This is a genomic window from Leifsonia stereocauli (genome assembly GCF_038432415.1).
Lineage (GTDB): Bacteria > Actinomycetota > Actinomycetes > Actinomycetales > Microbacteriaceae > Orlajensenia > Orlajensenia stereocauli.
In genome coordinates, this window is sequence record NZ_JBCAUN010000001.1 from 728718 (window position 1) to 746679 (window position 17962).

The following is a 17962-nucleotide window of genomic DNA, read 5'->3' on the forward strand; positions in this document are numbered from 1 at the left end:
GTGAGTACCACCTTCCCCCGCGCCGGTAGAGGCAAGCCCGGCTACAACGTCGACCAGGTCGAGGCGTTCCTCGCGGAAGCGCGCGTCGCCTACGATGCCGACCCCACGACGGCGACGATGGTGGCGGACGACATCCGTCGCACGGCTTTCTCGATGCAGAAGAGCGGTTACTCGACGCAGCACGTCGACGCGGCCCTCGAGCGTCTCGAGGACGCCTTCGCCGCCCGCGAGCGTGATCGGGCACTGCATGAGGCCGGGAACGAGGAGTGGTATCGCGAGGCCCGCCAGACCGCCCAGGTCATTCTGAACCGGCTCGCACGCGAGAAGGGCCATCGGTTCCAGCGCACCAGCTTCCTCACCGAGGGCTACAGCACTGCCGACGTCGACAAGTTCGCCGCCAAGCTCACCCGCTACTTCCAGGACGGCTACGCACTCACAGTCGACGACGTGCGCACGGCTGTCTTCCGCCCGCAGCGCGGTGGCTATCGCGAGGCGCAGGTCGACATCGTGCTCGACAGCGTCGTCGACGTGATGCTGGCCGTTCGGTGAGCCACGCGGCGCGAAGGTGGTCGTCACAGGCCCATCTGGGCTAGCATCGAGAAATCGTGGGTAGGCATTCCGGAGAACTCGTCCCCGTCAAGACCGCTGTCGTGGTCGCGACACCGATGAAGCGACCCGTGCCGGTACGCCGCCGGTCCCGGTCTCACGCGGCACTGTTCGCCTTCGCGTTCGCCGCCAGCGCCGCCTTCGTCCTGGTCAACGTCGTCGACCCGTACTCGGGCGCGACAGCCTCCCCGTACTTCCGCGTTCCACAGGCGTACGACCCGTCAGACGTGCAGGCGCTCGACGTCGCCGGTGCGTACGAGGTGACGATCCAGCGCGACGGCTACGACGTGATGGCCAAGCCCGAGCCGGCGCCCGTGATCATCGAGCCCGCCGCTGTCGAGGAGGAGGAGGAGAGCTCAGGCTGGGCACCGCCCGCCGGCACCCCCGACCCCGGTACGGCGCAGGCGATCGCCCTCGACATGGTGCACGCCCGAGGCTGGGGCGACGGCGAGTTCAGCTGCCTGGTGGCCCTGTGGAACCGCGAATCGGGCTGGAACGTCTACGCGAGCAATGGTTCGAGTGGCGCCTACGGAATCCCGCAGGCCCTTCCGGGCTCCAAGATGGGCAGCGCCGGCGGAGACTGGGAGACCAACCCCGCGACGCAGATCGCGTGGGGGCTCGGCTACATCGGCGACCGCTATGGAAGCCCCTGCGGTGCCTGGGCGCACTCCGAAGACGCCGGCTGGTACTGAGCCGTCGCGCTTAGACTGGACCCATGCCCCGATCCAACCGTCCGCCGCAGCGCGGGCGCGGGCGGGGCGACGACGAGCCTGACGACGACCTGACCCGCCTCATGGCCGGCTGGCGTCGGACCGAGGCGAAGCGCGACGGCAGTTGGAACGTGCAGCCCGTCTCGAGCCTGCAGGCCGTCAAGAGCTACGTGTGCCCAGGATGCTCCTTGGCGATCGACCCGGGCATCGCCCACGTCGTCGCCTGGCGCGCAGACGCCATGCTCGGCGATGCCGCCGCACTCGCCGATCGTCGCCACTGGCACAACCACTGCTGGCGCATCCGGTGACGGATGCCGCACGAGATGAGGATCCGTTGACCGACACGGCCATGCAGGAGATCCGCGGGGGCATCGACCTCCCGGCCATCCGAGAGGACATTGAGCTGCGCACGAGCGACGGGCTGACGCTCGTGGGCGAGCTCGCGCTGCCTGCCGACAGGCCACCGGTGGCGACCCTCGTGACGCTGCATCCGCTGCCCACCCACGGCGGCTTCATGGACTCCCACATCCTGCGGAAGGCTGCCGGAAGGCTTCCGGCGCTGGCCGACCTCGCCGTGCTGCGCTTCAACACCCGGGGGACGTCGTCGCCCAGGGGGACCAGCGACGGAGCTTTCGGCGACGGGGTGACCGAGAGCGAGGACGTGGCAGCGGCCATGGACTTCGTGGCCGAGCGCGGGTTGCCACATCCGTGGCTCGTGGGCTGGTCGTTCGGAACCGAACTCGCCCTGAAGCACGGGCTGGAGCACCCGATCGACGGGGTCATCCTGCTGTCGCCGCCGCTGCGCCGCACCAGCCCCGGCGAGCTGGCCCGGTGGGCCGGGAGCGGGCATCCGGTGGTCGCACTCATTCCGGAGCACGACGACTTCCTCAAGCCAGCGGAGGCGCTGGAGAGGTTCGCAGCGGTCCCGGATGCCGAGGTCATCGCGGTCGACGACGCCAAGCACCTCTGGGTCGGAGAGACGCAGACCCGTCGGGTCCTCGACGAGATCGTGCGCGTCGTGAACCCGGCTGCCCTGCCGCTTCCGACGCACTGGCCTGCCGACTGACAGGACGGAGCGCGGGCGGCAGCACCTCCGGGGGTGGAGGTCGTGCAGCAGCAGAGGCGCCGCCGACCGACGCCTAGAGCTCGTTCTGGCGGGGGATCACGACCTGCTTGATGATCAGGATGATCGACGCGGCGACGGGGATGGCGATGAGCGCGCCGAGGATGCCGAGAAGTGCGCCTCCGGCGAGGGCGGCGATCACGACGACAGAGCCGGGGACCGAGACCGCGCGGCTCATGATGCGCGGGCTCAACACGTATGCCTCCACCTGCATGTACACGATGTAGTAGATCGCGGCCACGAGGGCGGTCAACGGCGACCCGAGGCCGGGGATGAGGCACACCAGCACGATGATGACCGAGCCCGAGATCGTTCCGACCAGCGGGATGATCGACAGGAGGAACGCGATGGATGCGAGCACTGCCGGGAACGGCGCCTGGATGATGGACAGGAAGATGAAGCTCAGGACCCCGTTGATGAGACCCAGGCTCACCTGGCCCACGACGAAGCGGCCGACGGATGCCGTGATCTGCTCGGTCAGGTCCGAGAACCGCTCACGCTTCGAGGCCGGGACCAGCTGGTAGGTCGCCCGCTTGATCGATCCGAGCGACGCCGTGAAGTACAGCGTCAGGATGAGCACGATGATCACGGCGAAGAGCCCGGCGCCGATGCCGATGCCGATGGCCAGCACGCCGCCGGCGAGATCGCCGACCTTGGTCGGATCGGCCACGAAGTCGTTGATCGACTTGGTGATGTTGTCAGCGATGAGCGGCACGTCGAAAGCCGGGAACTGGTCCTGCAGCTGGTCGATGAAGTCGGGGCTCGCCACCCGCTCGACGATCGACGGGACCTGCGAGATGAACTTCGAGGTCTCCGACACGATGATCGGCACGACAAGCACCACGAGTCCTGCCACCAGGCCGAGCACGCCGACGACCACCACGAGGATGGCCGACCAGCGCGGCCACCGCTTGGACTCGAGCCACGAGACGACGGGGTCGAGGCCGAGAGCGAGGAACAGTGCGGCGCCGACATACGTGAGGATCGTCGACAGCTGCACCACCGAGAAGATGATGAGCAGGCCGAGGCCCACGCCGAGCGTTCCGATCAGGCCGAGCCTGAAGGCGTTGTGGATCTTCACTGAGGTCGGGTTCCCGCTCTGCCGCGGCTATTCGCCGTCGGCCCGGACCTGCTCGGCCTGCTTGAGCACGCTGCGCAGGCTCTCGAAGTAGCCGGCGACGGCGTCGCGCTCGATCCGAATCTGCGAGAGGCGGTCCTCAGCGTCGGACACCAGGGCGCGGGTGCGCTCATCGGCCTCGGCGATCGCTGCCTTGGCACGGGCCTCGGCCTCGCTGATGGCGTCGGCGGCGTCGGACTCCGCCTGCGAGACGAGGGCACGCGACTCGGCCTTCGCCTCGGTGTCGAGGCGGTCAGCCTCCGCGCGGTTGTCCTTGGTGCGCGCGATGGCCTCGGCGAGCTGGGCGTTGGCGTCGTCGAGGAACTTCTGCGTCTGCGAGACGGCCTCCTGGTGGCGGGCGAGATGCTCCTGCTCTGCCTCGTCGCGGCGGGCCTTGAGCTCGACATCGAGATCGATGCGGGCCTGCTCGGTCTCACGTCGGAGCTTGCCGACCTCGTGGTCTGCCTTCTTGCGCATGGCGGAGAGCTGGTTCTCGAGGTCGATGCGGGCCTGCTCGGCGTCGGCCTCGAAGTCGGCCTTGGCCTGGTCGTGCTCGAGCGCCAGATCGGCGCGGGACTGCTCGACGTCGGCGTCGTGGCGAGCACGGAGGCGTGCCAGCTCGTGGTCGAGTCGCTGCTTGGCCGCCTCGGACTCGCGGCCGAGGTCGGTCTTCGCCTGTTCGCGCTCCAACCCGAGCTCGGCGCGGGTCGCGTCGATCTCGCGCTGCAGGTCGGTGCGCTGCTGGGTGAGCTCGTGCTCGAGGGCTGTGCGGGCCTCGGCGATCTCGGCGTCGATGGCCTGGCGTGCCTCGGCGCTCTCGCGCTCGAGGTCGAGTCGAGCCTGCTCGGTCTCGCGAGCGAGGTCGATGCGCGCCTGCTCCGTCTCGCGGGCGAGGGTTGCGCGGGCCTGGTCGAGTTCGAGCGCGACCTCGGCACGGGTCTGCTCCGTCTCCTGGGCGAGACCTGCCGCGGCCTCGCGAGCCTCGGATGCCTCACGGTTGGCCACGACGCGGATCTCGGCGGCCTCGTGCTCGGCCTCGGCGCGGATCGCGGCGGTCTCGCGCTTTGCGGTGGCGCGCAGCTCTGCGGCCTCCGTGGCGATGGCCCCGCGGATGGCGGACGCGTCGCGGGCGGCATCCTGGGTCAACAGCTCCTGCTGCTCCTTGGCGCGCGTGACGACGTCGTCGGCCTCGATGCGGGCATCGTCGAGGATGCGCGCGGCCTTGCCGCGGGCGTCGTTCAGCACGCGCTCGGCCTGGTCGTTGGCCTGGCTGCGGATCTTCTCGACCTCGCCCGAAGCTGAACTGCGGAGCTTCTCGGCGTCGATGTCGGCCTGGGCGATGAGCCGGGTGGACTGCTCCTCGGCAACGCGGAGCGTGTTCTCCAGCTTGGTGCCGAGTCCGGAGAACGTCGGGCTTCCGACCTCTTCGAGTTCTGCGCTCAGCTCGTCGATGCGGGCGTTGAGGCGCTTGATGTCCTTGGCGGACTCCGTGGCGTGGTTGTTCGACGTGATGACGTCGCGGCGAAGAGCCTGGATGACCTTGTCGACCTCGTCGCGGTCGTATCCGCGGAAGACCTGGGTGAACTCTGTCTCGTCGGTGGCCACTTAATACTCCTTGTCGATGCGGCAGCCGGGGGAGAGCATGCGCGCCGCTCATGATTTTAGTGGGTGACGGCATCCCATCGCATACGACCCCATCCGGGGCAGGTGGGGAGCGCTGAGGCGACTCTCAGGAGTCGATCGGTTAGTCTGAGGGGTCTGTGCATCCGGCACACGAGGAGAGTTCTTACGTGCGATTCGTTCTAGCCATTGCGGCGTTCTTCGTCGCGGCAGTGATGATCGCGTTCGGCATCGCCCAGCGCACAGTGCTGCTCGAACCGTCGAGCATCGAGCTCGCCGTCACCACCCAGGACGGCGACCCGTACTCCGTCATCGACGCGAGCGCCCTGCTCGCACACCCCGGTGCCCAGACCGTGAAGGTCTCCGGTTCCGGTCCGGTGATGATGGCCCTCGGCCGCGAAGCCGACGTGACGGCGTGGATCGGCGACGAGCCCTTCGAGACCGTGCGCTTCGACAAGAAGTCGAACGAGCTGACGACGAAGCCCCCGGCCTCGACGGAGACACCCACGCCGACGCCGACCTCGACGCCGACGGGCACGCCGACCCCCGGTGCCACCACTCCGGCAACGCCCGCCCCGCCGGCAGCCGCCGACGAGGCAGCGGCCGATGCGACGGCGGATGACGCAGCCGCGGCCGATCCGACCGCCAACCCCGCCGGCAGTGACCTCTGGCTCGAGGAGTACTCCGGCACGGGCAGCGTCAGCGCCACCCTCAGCATTCCCGAGGGGTACTCGCTGCTCGTCGCCGGTGACGGTGCCGAGCCGGCTCCCTCGAAGATCACCATCACCTGGCCGCTCGACAACTCCACTCCGTGGGCCGGGCCCCTGATCGTCGGCGGGCTCGTCCTGCTGCTGGTCGGCCTCGTGAGCTACCTGTTGGCGCTGCTGCACCTGCGGCGCTCCCGTCGACCGCGACGCAACATGCCGAAGGGGCCCCGGATGCCGAAACTTCCCCGTGCGCCGAAGCCGAAGACGATCAAGGAGGTCACCGGCAACGGCGGTGGTCGCCGTGCCATCGGGCGCGCGCCTCGCATCGCCGTGTTGCCCGTCGTCCTGATCGGCGGGTTGACCCTGAGCGGATGCTCGTCCGACTACTGGCCCACCTTCGGCCCTGAGCCGACGACCTCGGCCTCGGCCACGTCCACCGCGGACTCGACCCCGGCACCCGTCGCTGACGAGGACATCAAGCCTCCCGCCGTGACAGTGCCCCAGTTGGAGCGCATCGTGCGCAAGATCGCCGTTCTGGCCGGCGACGCCGACAAGGCGCTCGACGTCGACGCGATCAAGACTCGCTTCACTGGGCCTGCCCTCCTGCTGCGGGAGGCCAACTACAAGGTGCGTGCGACTCTGCCCGACTACGCAGCTCCCGACGCGATCCCCGCGGCCCCGGTCGTCGTGACAGCCCCGCAGCAGACCGACTCCTGGCCCCGCGTCGTGATGACGGTCATCCAGAACCAGGACGACCCGACCACCAAGCCGACGGCTCTCGTCATGACCCAGGAATCGCCGCGGGACAACTACCTCGTGCGCTACGCGGTCTCGCTCACGGCCGACGCCACCGTACCCGGGCTGGCTCCAGCCGTGATCGGTTCTCCGATCGTCGCACCGGACTCCGAGTTCCTGCTGCTTCCGCCCGACCAGGTGTCCACTGCCTACGCCGACATCCTCCTCCAGGGCGACAAGAGCCAGTACTACCCGCTCTTCGACACCGAGAACGATCCGTTGATCGCACAGGTCGGCGTCGCCACGAAGGAGGAGCGCCGTGCGGCCCTCCCGGCTACCGCCGCGATCGACTTCACGAACTCCGTCGGGGAGGGGCTCACCATCGCCCTCGCGACGAACGACTCCGGTGCCGTCGTCACGGCCAACATCAACGAGACCGAGACGGTGAAGCCGACGGATGGCGGCACGGTGTCGCCGCAGAACGCGGCCAAGGCCTACTCGGGTGTCGAGAACTCGGCCAAGGGCGTCACCCAGACCTACGGCGACCAGATCCTGTTCTACGTTCCTCCTGCGGGGTCGTCCGAGAAGATCAAGCTCCTCGGGTTCTCGCAGGGACTCATCTCTGCCTCGGAGGTACCGTGACCAACCTTCCCCCCGTGCCGTCCCGCCTGAGCGGTGCTGTCGACCTGTCCTCGCTCGCGAACCGGCCGAAGCCGGGCGCTCCCGGAGCTCCAGCGGGTGGCGGAACTCCGGCGGCATCCGGCGGCGCTGTTCAGGTGCCGAGCCTCGTGCTCAACGGCACCGACGAGAACTTCGGCGAGGTGCTCGAGCTCTCGCAGCACGTTCCCGTGATCGTCGACCTCGCCGCCGATTGGGCCGAGGAGTCGGTGGCATTCACCGCCGTGCTGCAGAGGCTCGTGCGCAGCTTCGGCGGACGCTTCGTGCTGGCCACGGTGCAGGCCGAGGCGAACCCTCAGCTCGCCCAGGCATTCCGGGTGGAGTCGGTTCCGACCACGGCCGCCATCGTGTCGGGCCAGCCGGTTCCGCTGTTCGCCGGCGTCGTTCCCGAGGAGCAGGCACGCGGCGTTCTCGAGCAGGTACTGCAGTTGGCCGCCCAGAACGGCGTCACGGGTACCGCGACCGCTCTCGATGCCGATGCCGATGCCGCAACCGAGGCTCCGGAGCCCGTCGAGAAGCCGCTGCCGCCGCACCACGCCGAGGCCTACGCCGCCATCGAGGACGGCGACTACCCGGCCGCGATCGGCCACTACAAGACGGCGATCGCCCAGAACCCCGCCGATCGCGAGGCCGTCGCCGGACTCGCCCAGGTGAGCCTGCTGTTCCGCCTGCAGGGCAAGACCATCGATCAGATCCGCAACGGCGCTGCAGCCGCGCCGGACGACCTCGACGCGCAGCTCGACGTCGCCGACCTGGACCTGTCCGGCGGACACATCGACGATGCTTTCGACCGGCTGCTCACGGTCTTCCCGAAGCTGGATGCCGCGGGCAAGAACGTGGTGCGCGAGCGCCTGCTGGAGCTCTTCGAGGTCGTCGGCCTCGAGGACCCGCGAGTGGCGCCGGCCCGTCGTCGGTTGACGGCGCTGCTCTACTGACGAGCGTCGGGCTGCAACGCTCTGCTCGCTGAGGCCCGGACGAAGTCCGCGGTCGAAGCTCGCCAGAGTGCGCGCTTCGGGCGGTCGCTTCGCTCGGCAATCAGCGAGCGGCGGTGTACTTGAGCCAGAGCCCGCCGAGCGGCGGCAGCGTGACGGCGGCCGAGGCCGGACGCCCAGCCCACGGCGTCGCCGTCGCCTCGACGCCGCCCAGGTTGCCGACGCCGGAGCCGCCGTACGCCTCGGCATCCGTGTTCATGATCTCGTCCCAGCGTCCGGCGAACGGCAGGCCCACGCGGTAGTCGCCGTGCGGGTTGCCGGCGAAGTTCATGATGCAGGCGATCACGTCGCCGCTGCCGTCCTTGCGGAGGAACGAGACGACGTTCTGCTCTGCAGCGCCGCCGTCGATCCACTCGAAGCCGCTCGAGTCGTTGTCGAGGGCCCACAGGCTCGGGTTCTCCCGGTACACGCGGTTGAGCGCGCCCACGAGGTCGAACAGGCCGCGGTGGCTGGGCTGGTCGAGCACCCACCAGTCGAGTCCGCGCTCCTCGCTCCACTCCGACGGCTGGCCGAACTCCTGGCCCATGAAGAGCAGCTGCTTGCCGGGGTGCGCCCACATGAACGCGAGGTAGGCCCGCACGTTGGCGAGCTTCTGCCAGTGGTCGCCGGGCATCTTGGCCAGCAGCGAGCCCTTGCCGTGAACGACCTCGTCGTGGCTGATCGGCAGCATGAAGTTCTCGCTGAACGCGTAGAGGAACGAGAACGTGATCTCGCTGTGGTGGTAGGACCGATACATCGGGTCCTCCTGGATGTACTGGAGCGAGTCGTGCATCCAGCCCATGTTCCACTTGAAGCCGAAGCCGAGCCCGCCGGCGGAGGTCGGAGCGGTGACGCCCTTCCAGCTGGTCGACTCCTCGGCGATCATCACGACGCCCGGGTTGCGCTTGTAGGCCGTGGCCGTCGCCTCCTGCAGGAACGAGATCGCCTCGAGGTTCTCGCGGCCGCCGTGGATGTTCGGCTCCCACTCGCCCTCCGTGCGGGAGTAGTCGAGGTAGAGCATCGAGGCCACGGCGTCGACGCGCAGACCGTCGACGTGGAACTCCTCGAGCCAGAACAGGGCGTTCGCCACGAGGAAGTTGCGCACCTGGCGGTTGCCGAAGTCGAAGACCAGGGTTCCCCAGTCCTTCTGCTCACCGCGGCGGGGGTCAGGGTGCTCGTACAGGGGCGCTCCGTCGAAGTTCGCGAGAGCCCACTCGTCCTTCGGGAAGTGGCCGGGCACCCAGTCCATGAGCACGCCGATTCCCGCCTGGTGCAGGCGGTCGATCAGGTAGCGCAGGTCGTCGGGGTGGCCGTACCGGCTGGTGACGGCGTAGTAGCCGGTCACCTGGTAGCCCCATGATCCGCCGAACGGGTGCTCGGCCAGCGGCATGAACTCGACGTGGGTGAAGCCCAGTTCGTTGACGTACTCGATGAGCTGGTCGGCGGCGTCGCGGTAGTTCAGTCCCGGGCGCCACGAGCCGAAGTGCAGCTCGTAGACGCTCATCGGGTCGTCGTGCACGTCGTGCGAGGCGCGGTGCGCCATCCACTCGCCGTCGTTCCAGGTGTAGCTCGATTCCCCGATGACGGATGCCGTCGCCGGAGGAACCTCGGTGAACCTGGCCATCGGGTCGGCCCGCCGCACCCACTCGCCGCCCTGCGTGAGCAGCTCGAACTTGTAGGCGCTGCCCGGGTGCAGCTCGGGAACGAAGATCTCCCAGACTCCCGATCCGCCCATGCTGCGCATCGAGTGCTGGGTGCCGTCCCAGCCGTTGAAGTCGCCGATGACTCGCACGGCGCGGGCTCGCGGAGCCCAGACGGTGAACGACGTGCCACGCGTGCCAGCAGTGACGCCGAGATGCTCGCGGTAGTGCGCACCGAGCACGTCCCAGAGGCGTTCGTGCCTGCCCTCGCCGATGAGGTGCAGGTCGAGTTCTCCGATCGACGGCAGGTAGCGGTACGGGTCGTCGGCGATCCAGTGGGCCCCGTCGGCGTAGCGGGTCTCCAGCGTGTAGTCCTGCACGCCGAGCACGCTGACGCCCTGCCAGATGCCGGATCCGACGTGAGCCAGCTCGATGTGGGCGCCAGACGGCAGCACGGCGTGCACGCTCTCGGCCAGGGGGCGCAGTGCGCGGATGACCGTGACGGGGTCGCCGACGCCGGCGGCATCGACGAGGTGCTGGCCCAACACCGAATGGGGGTCGAAGTGGCTGCCCGTGGCAAGGGTGGCCAGAAGTTCGGGGGAGAGCTCGGGCAGGCCCAGGGCGACCTCGGCGTCGTCGCGTGTCATGCGGGGATTCCCTTCGATGCTGCATCCGTCACTGAGACGGGGCGGACGTGCAGGATGTGCACTGGTGTCGTGAACGAGTCGAGACGCACGTAGTTGTGCTCGCCCCAGGTCCAGACGGAACCCGTGACGAGGTCGTGCACCTCGAAGAGGGCGTCGGACGGCAGGCCGAACGCCGTGGGATCGAGGTGCACTGTCGTCTCGCGCACCGAGTGCGGGTCGACGTTGGCGACCACGATGATCGAGTCGGACTCTCCCGTCGGCGTGAAGGCGCCGTCGAGATGCTTCGAGAACACCAGTACGGCGTCGTCGTCGCTGCCGTGGAAGCGGATGTTGCGCAACTGCCCCAGAGACGGGTGGGTCGAACGGATGTGGTTCAGGATGCCGATGAAGAGGGCGAGCGAGCGCTCGGACTTCTCTGCAGCGGCGAAGTCGCGCGGCTTGTACTCGTACTTCTCATTGTCGATGGCCTCCTCGGCACCCGGGCGGGCGACGGCCTCGAACAGCTCGAAGCCGGAGTAGACGCCCCACGTCGGCGCCATCGTCGCGGCGAGGGCGGCGCGGATGGTGAAGGCGGCCGGCCCGCCGAACTGCAGGTACTCGGTGAGGATGTCCGGCGTGTTGACGAACAGGTTCGGCCTCAGGAAGTCTGCCGTCTCGGTCGAGAGGGAGGTGAGGAACTCCTCGAGCTCCTCCTTCGTGTTGCGCCAGGTGAAGTAGGTGTACGACTGCTGGAAGCCGACCTTCGCGAGAGCCTGAAGGAGGGCGGGCCTGGTGAAGGCCTCGGCGAGGAACACGATGTCGGGGTTCTCGGCGTTGACGGTGCCGATGAGCCATTCCCAGAAGTCGAGCGGCTTGGTGTGCGGATTGTCGACGCGGAAGATGCGCACGCCCTGGGCGATCCAGTGCCTGATGAGCCGCAGCGACTCCTGGCGGATCCCCTCCGGATCGTTGTCGAAGTTGATCGGATAGATGTCCTGGTACTTCTTCGGCGGGTTCTCGGCGAAGGCGATCGTGCCGTCGGGGAGGGTCGTGAACCACTCCGGGTGCTCGGTCACCCAGGGGTGGTCCGGCGATGCCTGCAGCGCGAAGTCGAGAGCGATCTCGAGGCCGGCCTCCTGTGCCTTGCCGACGAAGTGGCGGAAGTCGGCGAGGGTTCCGAGGTCGGGGTGGATGGCGTCATGGCCGCCCTCGGCCGAGCCGATGGCCCACGGCGAGCCAGGATCGTTCGGCCCGGCGTCGAGGGTGTTGTTCGGCCCCTTGCGGAAGGAACGGCCGATGGGGTGGATGGGCGGCAGGTAGAGCACATCGAATCCCATCGCCGCCACGGCGGGGAGGCGCTTCGCGGCCGTGCGGAAGGTGCCGCTCCTCCACGATCCGTCTGGCAGCTTCTTCGCGCCCTCGGAGCGCGGGAAGAACTCGTACCAGGAGCCGCGTCCGGCTCGGGTGCGCTCGACACGGATCACGCGTCGAGGTGAATGCGACTCGAGGCTGGCGACGGGGTGGCGCCCGATGATCTCGTGCAGACGCGGGTCGGCGGACACGGCCAGGCGGGCGGCATCCGTCTTCGAGACATCGGTCAGCTTCTTCGCGGCGGCGCTCAGCAGGCGGCGATCGGCGAGCGGGCGGGCCTTGTCGGCCCCGGCGCCGGCGAGCAGTTGGGCACCGATGGTGAACATGAGTTCGACGTCCACTCCGGCCGGAACCTTGAGCTCGGCGTTGTGCACCCAGGTCTCGAAGTCGTCGGCGAACGCCCGCACGCGCCAGGACCACTCGCCCTGCACGTCGAGCAGCACCTGCGCCTCCCAGCGGTCCGTGCCTGCAGCGAGGGGCTTCATGCGGTGAACGGATGCCGCCCCTGTCGGGTCGGTGATCACGAGCTCGACGCCGATGAGGTCGTGCCCTTCCCGGAAGGCGGTCGCACGGAACGGCACCACCTCCCCGACGAAGGCCTTCGCCGGCCAGAGATCGTCGTTGATCTGAGGGGAGAGGTCGAGAACGGGGATACGGCCTGCTGACACTGTTGTGAAACTCACTCTCCGACCGTAGCGCGATCAGGTGCGGCGCGCTGAGGGTTGACGTTTACACGCCGGTCACATCACGGCCATAGGGTGAGTCGGGTGAAGGCCATCCGCAAGTTCACCGTCCGTGCCGTCCTCCCTGAGCGTCTCAGCGCCCTGGAAGCCCTCGCGGGCAACCTGCGCTGGTCGTGGCATGAGCCCACCCGGCGCCTGTTCGAGCGCATCGATCCGACCGTGTGGCGCGCGGTCGACCACGACCCGATCGCCCTGCTCGGCGAGGTGAGCCGCGAACGCCTCGACGAGCTCGCCGCCGACGACGGCTACGTCGGTTGGGCGAACCAGCTCCGCGACGAGCTCACCTCGTACCTCGAGGAGCCGCGCTGGTACCAGCACCTCGAGGGCGACAAGCCCGCTCGCATCGCGTACTTCTCGCCGGAGTTCGGCATCGCCGCCACCCTGCCGCAGTACTCCGGCGGCCTCGGCATCCTCGCCGGCGACCACCTGAAGAGCGCCTCCGATCTCGGCATCCCGCTCGTGGCCGTGGGCCTGTTCTACAAGGCCGGCTACTTCACGCAGGCCATCTCGGCCGACGGCTGGCAGCTGGAAAGCTACCCGGCGCTCGATCCTGACGGACTCCCGCTCGCCGTCCTGCGCCGGCCGGACCGCTCACCGCTGCAGATCTCGATCGCGCTTCCGGACGGCCGGGCCCTGCACGCCCGCATCTGGCAGGCGGCCGTCGGGCGCGTGCGCCTGCTGCTGCTCGACACCGACATCCCCGAGAACGCCGACGACCTGCGCCAGATCACCGATCGCCTCTACGGCGGTGGGGGAGAGCACAGGCTGCTGCAGGAGATCCTGCTCGGCATCGGCGGCGTGCGGGCCGTGCTCGCCTGGTCGGAGCTCACCCGGTCCGAGGCTCCCGAGGTGTTCCACACCAACGAGGGCCACGCCGGATTCCTCGGGCTCGAGCGCATCGCCGGGTTGATCGGCGAGGGGCTCTCGTTCTCCGAGGCGCTCGAGGTCGTGCGCGCCGGAACAGTGTTCACGACTCACACGCCGGTGCCCGCGGGCATCGACCGCTTCGATGCTGCGCTCATCACCCGCTACTTCTCCACCGACCTCCTGCCCGGCGTGCAGGTCGACGACGTGCTCGCCCTCGGCGCGGAGTCGTACGACGGCGGAACGAAGGACGTCTTCAACATGGCCGTGATGGGCCTCCGCCTCGCGCAGCGCGCCAACGGCGTCTCCAAGCTGCACGGCCAGGTGAGTCGCGGCATGTTCTCGGGGCTGTGGCCGGGATTCGACCCGAATGACGTGCCGATCGGCTCGGTCACGAATGGTGTGCACGCGCCCACCTGGACCAATCCGCGTCTGCTCGAGCTCGCCGAGAAGACTTTCGGCACGTCTGACACCACCCGTGTCGACTGGTCGTCGGAGGCGCTCAGCGACCTCGACCTGTGGTCGGTACGGAACGCCATGCGTGCCGACCTCGTGGAGGATGCCCGCCGGCGCACAGCGAAGTCGTGGCGCAGCCAGAACCCGACGGGTCCTGTCGCAGCCTGGACGAACGAGGTGCTCGATCCCGACGTTCTCACGATCGGCTTCGCCCGTCGCGTGCCCACCTACAAGCGACTCACGCTCATGCTGCACGACCGCGATCGCCTGCGCGCCCTGCTCACGCATCCTGAGAGGCCGATCCAGATCGTGGTGGCCGGCAAGTCGCATCCGGCGGACGACGAGGGCAAGCGGCTCATCCAGGAACTCGTGCGGTTCGCCGCCGAGCCCGAGATCCGCGGGCGGCTCGTCTTCCTGCCCGACTACGACATCGCCATGGCCCAGACGCTCTACCCGGGAACCGATGTCTGGCTCAACAATCCGCTCCGGCCGCTCGAGGCCTGCGGGACGTCGGGCATGAAGGCGGCACTCAACGGCGTGCTGAACCTCTCCATCCTCGACGGATGGTGGGACGAGTTCTACGACGGCGAGAACGGCTGGGCCATCCCCTCCGCCGAGGTGACGGACCCGGCCGAGCGCGACCGCCGCGAGGCCGAGGCGATGTACGACCTCATCGAGCACGAGATCGCGCCGCGGTTCTACGACCGCGATCATGACGGCATTCCGCGCACCTGGATGCAGAGCATCCGGCACACCCTGCGCACCCTGTCGCCGGCGCTGTCTGCCGACCGGATGGTGGGCGAGTACGTGCAGGCGCTGTACGTGCCGGCCGCCGCTGCCGAGAAGGCGCTCTCCGCCGATCACTTCGCAGGCGGCCGCGCACTGTCGGCCTGGCGTGCGAAGGTCGATGCCGCGTGGCCGGGGGTATCCGTCGCGCACGTGGAGTCCGGTGGCATGACCTCGGTGCCGCAGGTGGGCGACGAGCTGCACCTGCGTGCCCACATCCACCTCGGCGGCCTCTCGGCCGACGACGTCCTCGTCGAGGCCGTCTACGGACGCAGCGGCGAGAACGACGAACTCACCGACGTGCACCGGCTGGCCCTGGAGCCTGTGGCCGCGCAGGGGACGACTCCGGATGCCGGCAAGCCGACGCTGTTCACGGGCACGGTGAAGCTCGGCCGTGCCGGCTCGTTCGGCTACACGGTCCGCGTGGTGCCGCACAACGCCCTGATGGCGGCCCCGGCCGATCTGGGGCTGATCGCGACGGCGTGATCCGCTAGCTTCACCACGAGCTCGCTGAGGCCCGGACGAAGTCCGCGGCCGAAGCGCCATCGTGGACGCGCTTCGGCCGCGCGCTGCGCGCGGGCCTCAGCGAGCGGCTGATGCTGCGAGAGCCTCAGCGGGCTATCGCCGCGAAGGTCGCTCCGGTGATCGATGCCAGGTCGTCCGGCGCCAGCTCGATGTCGAACCCGCGACGCCCGCCCGAGACGAACACTGTGTCGAACAGGATGGCGGTCTCGTCGATCACCGTCATGAGCGGCGTCTTCTGGCCGATCGGGCTGATGCCCCCGACGATGTAGCCCGACTTGCGCTCTGCCAACTTCGGGTCGGCCATGACAGCCTTGCCACCGCCAGCCGCGGCCGCGAGCGCCTTGAGGTCGAGCATGCCCGTCACGGGAACGACGGCGACCACCAGCGTGCCCGCGACATCTGCGACGAGGGTCTTGAACACCTGCTCCGGATCCAGCCCCAGCTTCTCGGCGGCCTCGGTGCCGAAGTTCGTCGCCCGAGGGTCATGCTCGTAGACGTGAGCCGAGAACGCGATGCCGGCCGCGCTGAGCGCTGCCGTCGCCGGTGTGCCAGGGGCATCCGTTCTCGCCATCAGGCCCGTCCTCTCAGCCGTGGGCGCGGTAGAGCTGCATCGACGTGGGGGACACCGCCAGCTCCTGGCCCGGGACGAACTCGGTCTCCCGGTCGTCGAGCGAGTCGTCCGAGGAGTCCCAGAGGAGCGTGAAGCCCTCCACCCCCGCGTGCTCGGGCAGCGTGACCGAGGTCGGCTCCTCGAGGGCGTGGATCACGAGCAGGATGCGGTTGAGCTCCTCGAACTCGGGGGTGGATGCCGCGAGGTACTGCAGTGTTCGCTCGTCGGCCGAGTTCCAGTCCTCCTCCGACATCGACAGGCCCTCGTCGTTGAACCAGTCCATCTGCGATGCGCTCGGCACAGTCTCACCGAACATCCCGAAGTTCACGGGGCGCAGGGCGGGGTTCTCGCGTCGCAGCTGCAGCAGCCGCTTCGTGACGCCGAACAGGTCGGTCTGCCACGCCTCGCGTTTCCAGCTCAGCCAGGTGAGCTCGCTGTCCTGGCAGTACGCGTTGTTGTTGCCGCGCTGGGTGCGGCCGTACTCGTCGCCGGCGGTGAGCATGGGCACTCCGGCCGAGAGCAGCAGGGTGCCGAGCAGGTTGCGCATCGCGCGGCGACGGGTGTCGAGGATGGCGGCATCCGTCGTCGCGCCCTCGACTCCGTGGTTGAACGAGTTGTTGTTGCTCGAGCCGTCGCGGTTGCTCTCGCCGTTGCCCTCGTTGTGCTTCTCGTTGTAGGCGGTGAGGTCGGCGAGGGTGAAGCCGTCGTGAGCCGTGATGAAGTTGAGCGAGGCGAGCGGGCCGCGCTGCTGCGAGAAGGTGTTCGACGATCCGGCCAGGCGAGTGGCGAAACGGCCGATGCCACTGCCAGCAGAGCCTGTCGCGCGGGCCCGGGCGATGTCGCCCAGCCAGAAGTCGCGCATGCGGTCGCGGTAGCGGTCGTTCCACTCCGTCCAGCCGTCTCCGAACGCGCCGGTCTTCCAGCCGTCGGGGCCGATGTCCCACGGTTCCGCGATGAGCTTGCGCTGCGACAGCACAGGATCGTTCAGGATGCCCTGGAGCAGCGGATGCTGCGGGTCGAACGACAGGTTCTCCCCGCGTCCGAGGGTGGCGGCCAGGTCGAACCTGAAGCCGTCGATCTGCACCTGCTCGGCCCAGTACCGCAGCGAATCCAGCACGAGGTCCTGCGGGGCCTGCTGACCGAAGTCCAGGGTGTTGCCGCAGCCGGTGGTGTCGATGTAGCCGCCGTGGGCGTCCTGGCGGTAGTAGCCGCGATTGTCGATGCCGCGCAGGCTCGTCGTCGGGCCGCCGGGCCCCTCTTCAGCGGTGTGGTTGTAGACGACGTCGAGGATGACCTCGATGCCGCCCTTGTGGAGAGCCTTCACCATGCCCTTGAACTCGCGCAGCACGGCGCCGGCGCCGGCGGCCTGGGCGGCATCCGAGGCGTACGGGGCGTGCGGCGCGAAGAAGCCGAGCGTGTTGTAGCCCCAGTAGTTCTCGAGGCCCTGCTTGATGAGACGCTGTTCCGAGGTGAAGGCGTGCACCGGCAGCAGCTCGACGGCCGTCACGCCCAGATCCTGCAGGGCGGCGACGGAGGCGTCATGCGCCAGCCCGGCGTAGGTTCCCCGCAGCTCGGCCGGTACGTCGGGGTTCAGCTTGCTGAAGCCCTTGACGTGCATCTCGTAGACGACGGTGTGGTCGAGGGAGGTGCGCGGCGACTCGATGCCCTGCCAGTCGAACTCGTCGTCGACGACGACGGAGCGCCATCCGGTCGCCGAGCGGGTGATGCCGCGGCCGTAGGGGTCGAGCAGCAGGCGATCGGGATCGAAGGCATCCTGGGGCGTTTTCGGACCGGTTGCCCGCAGCGCGTACAGGCGTCCGGGAGAGAGGCTGCGGGTGCGGGCGAACCACACGTCGCCCTCGCGGGTCATCGGAACGGTCTTGAAGACCCAGTCGGAGTCGTTGGTGTCGAACAGGCAGAGTTCCAGCGAATCGGCGGTCGCGCTGTGCACGCGCAACTCGCCTCCGTGCGAGGTCATCCGTACGCCGAGCGGGGCGGAGGGCCGGGCGTGAGTCATGCGATCAACAGTACTGATCGCTGAAGGCCGATCCGGACACCGCGCTCCAGTGGCACG

At 68.9% G+C, this 17962-nt stretch carries 13 protein-coding genes; 7 read left to right on the forward strand and 6 right to left on the reverse strand.

Annotated features, from left to right (window positions below; all coding sequences use genetic code 11):
• Genes AADV74_RS03615 through AADV74_RS03630 form a run of 4 tightly spaced genes read left to right on the forward strand, consistent with a single transcriptional unit; the run spans position 1 to position 2382 of the window.
• Positions 1–549 (forward strand): DivIVA domain-containing protein, encoded by a 549-nt coding sequence (locus AADV74_RS03615; RefSeq protein WP_342111915.1) that lies wholly within the window; start codon positions 1–3, stop codon positions 547–549.
• Positions 550–605: 56 nt separating this feature from the next.
• Positions 606–1298 (forward strand): aggregation-promoting factor C-terminal-like domain-containing protein, encoded by a 693-nt coding sequence (locus tag AADV74_RS03620; RefSeq protein ID WP_342111916.1) that lies wholly within the window; start codon positions 606–608, stop codon positions 1296–1298.
• Positions 1299–1321: 23 nt separating this feature from the next.
• A complete protein-coding gene (locus AADV74_RS03625) occupies positions 1322–1624 on the forward strand; it encodes a hypothetical protein (RefSeq protein ID WP_342111918.1) in 303 nt (100 codons plus the stop codon).
• A 41-nt stretch (positions 1625–1665) separates the two neighbouring features.
• Positions 1666–2382 carry an alpha/beta hydrolase gene (locus AADV74_RS03630; protein WP_342113091.1) on the forward strand — a complete coding sequence of 239 codons (717 nt, stop codon included), beginning with the start codon at positions 1666–1668 and terminating at the stop codon, positions 2380–2382.
• A gap of 73 nt (positions 2383–2455) precedes the next feature.
• Here the strand turns inward: AADV74_RS03630 and AADV74_RS03635 are convergent, their stop codons facing one another.
• Together AADV74_RS03635 and AADV74_RS03640 are read right to left on the reverse strand one after the other, a co-directional pair.
• Positions 2456–3520 carry an AI-2E family transporter gene (locus AADV74_RS03635; protein WP_342111920.1) on the reverse strand — a complete coding sequence of 355 codons (1065 nt, stop codon included), beginning with the start codon at positions 3518–3520 and terminating at the stop codon, positions 2456–2458.
• 27 nt (positions 3521–3547) lie between these two features.
• Positions 3548–5161: a coiled-coil domain-containing protein gene (locus tag AADV74_RS03640; RefSeq protein ID WP_342111923.1), complete on the reverse strand. Its 1614-nt coding sequence runs from the start codon at positions 5159–5161 to the stop codon at positions 3548–3550.
• 185 nt (positions 5162–5346) lie between these two features.
• Here AADV74_RS03640 and AADV74_RS03645 point away from each other — a divergent pair, with 185 nt between their 5' ends.
• Positions 5347–7260 carry a DUF8094 domain-containing protein gene (locus AADV74_RS03645; RefSeq protein ID WP_342111925.1) on the forward strand — a complete coding sequence of 638 codons (1914 nt, stop codon included), beginning with the start codon at positions 5347–5349 and terminating at the stop codon, positions 7258–7260.
• Positions 7257–8231, forward strand: a complete 975-nt coding sequence (locus tag AADV74_RS03650; RefSeq protein WP_342111927.1) for a tetratricopeptide repeat protein — start codon at positions 7257–7259, stop codon at positions 8229–8231. Before AADV74_RS03645 ends, AADV74_RS03650 begins: the two co-directional genes overlap by 4 nt.
• A gap of 100 nt (positions 8232–8331) precedes the next feature.
• Here the strand turns inward: AADV74_RS03650 and glgB are convergent, their stop codons facing one another.
• On the reverse strand, positions 8332–10554 hold the full coding sequence (gene glgB, locus AADV74_RS03655) for a 1,4-alpha-glucan branching protein GlgB (protein ID WP_342111929.1): 2223 nt from the start codon (positions 10552–10554) through the stop codon (positions 8332–8334).
• The gene (locus tag AADV74_RS03660) at positions 10551–12587 is read right to left on the reverse strand and encodes an alpha-1,4-glucan--maltose-1-phosphate maltosyltransferase (RefSeq protein ID WP_342111931.1); all 2037 of its coding nucleotides are present in this window, start codon (positions 12585–12587) and stop codon (positions 10551–10553) included. Before AADV74_RS03660 ends, glgB begins: the two co-directional genes overlap by 4 nt.
• Positions 12588–12671: 84 nt before the next feature.
• On the opposite strand from AADV74_RS03660, the gene glgP reads away from it, so the two are divergent.
• The gene (gene glgP, locus AADV74_RS03665) at positions 12672–15239 is read left to right on the forward strand and encodes an alpha-glucan family phosphorylase (RefSeq protein WP_342111933.1); all 2568 of its coding nucleotides are present in this window, start codon (positions 12672–12674) and stop codon (positions 15237–15239) included.
• A 124-nt stretch (positions 15240–15363) separates the two neighbouring features.
• On the opposite strand, the gene ybaK is transcribed toward glgP, so the two are convergent.
• Complete coding sequence (gene ybaK, locus AADV74_RS03670; protein WP_342111935.1) at positions 15364–15849, reverse strand: Cys-tRNA(Pro) deacylase; 486 nt, start codon at positions 15847–15849, stop codon at positions 15364–15366.
• 13 nt (positions 15850–15862) lie between these two features.
• Entirely contained in the window at positions 15863–17905 is a 2043-nt protein-coding gene (gene glgX / locus AADV74_RS03675; protein ID WP_342111937.1) for a glycogen debranching protein GlgX, read from the reverse strand.
• Positions 17906–17962 lie beyond the last annotated feature (57 nt).

What these genes read in the sequence shown, in the direction of transcription:
- AADV74_RS03625 (WP_342111918.1), top strand. Translation starts at nt 1,322, where the DNA reads ATGCCCCGATCCAACCGTCCGCCGCAGCGCGGGCGCGGGCGGGGCGAC.
- AADV74_RS03630 (WP_342113091.1), top strand. Translation starts at nt 1,666, where the DNA reads ATGCAGGAGATCCGCGGGGGCATCGACCTCCCGGCCATCCGAGAGGAC.
- glgB (WP_342111929.1), bottom strand. Translation starts at nt 10,554, where the DNA reads ATGACACGCGACGACGCCGAGGTCGCCCTGGGCCTGCCCGAGCTCTCC.
- ybaK (WP_342111935.1), bottom strand. Translation starts at nt 15,849, where the DNA reads ATGGCGAGAACGGATGCCCCTGGCACACCGGCGACGGCAGCGCTCAGC.
- glgX (WP_342111937.1), bottom strand. Translation starts at nt 17,905, where the DNA reads ATGACTCACGCCCGGCCCTCCGCCCCGCTCGGCGTACGGATGACCTCG.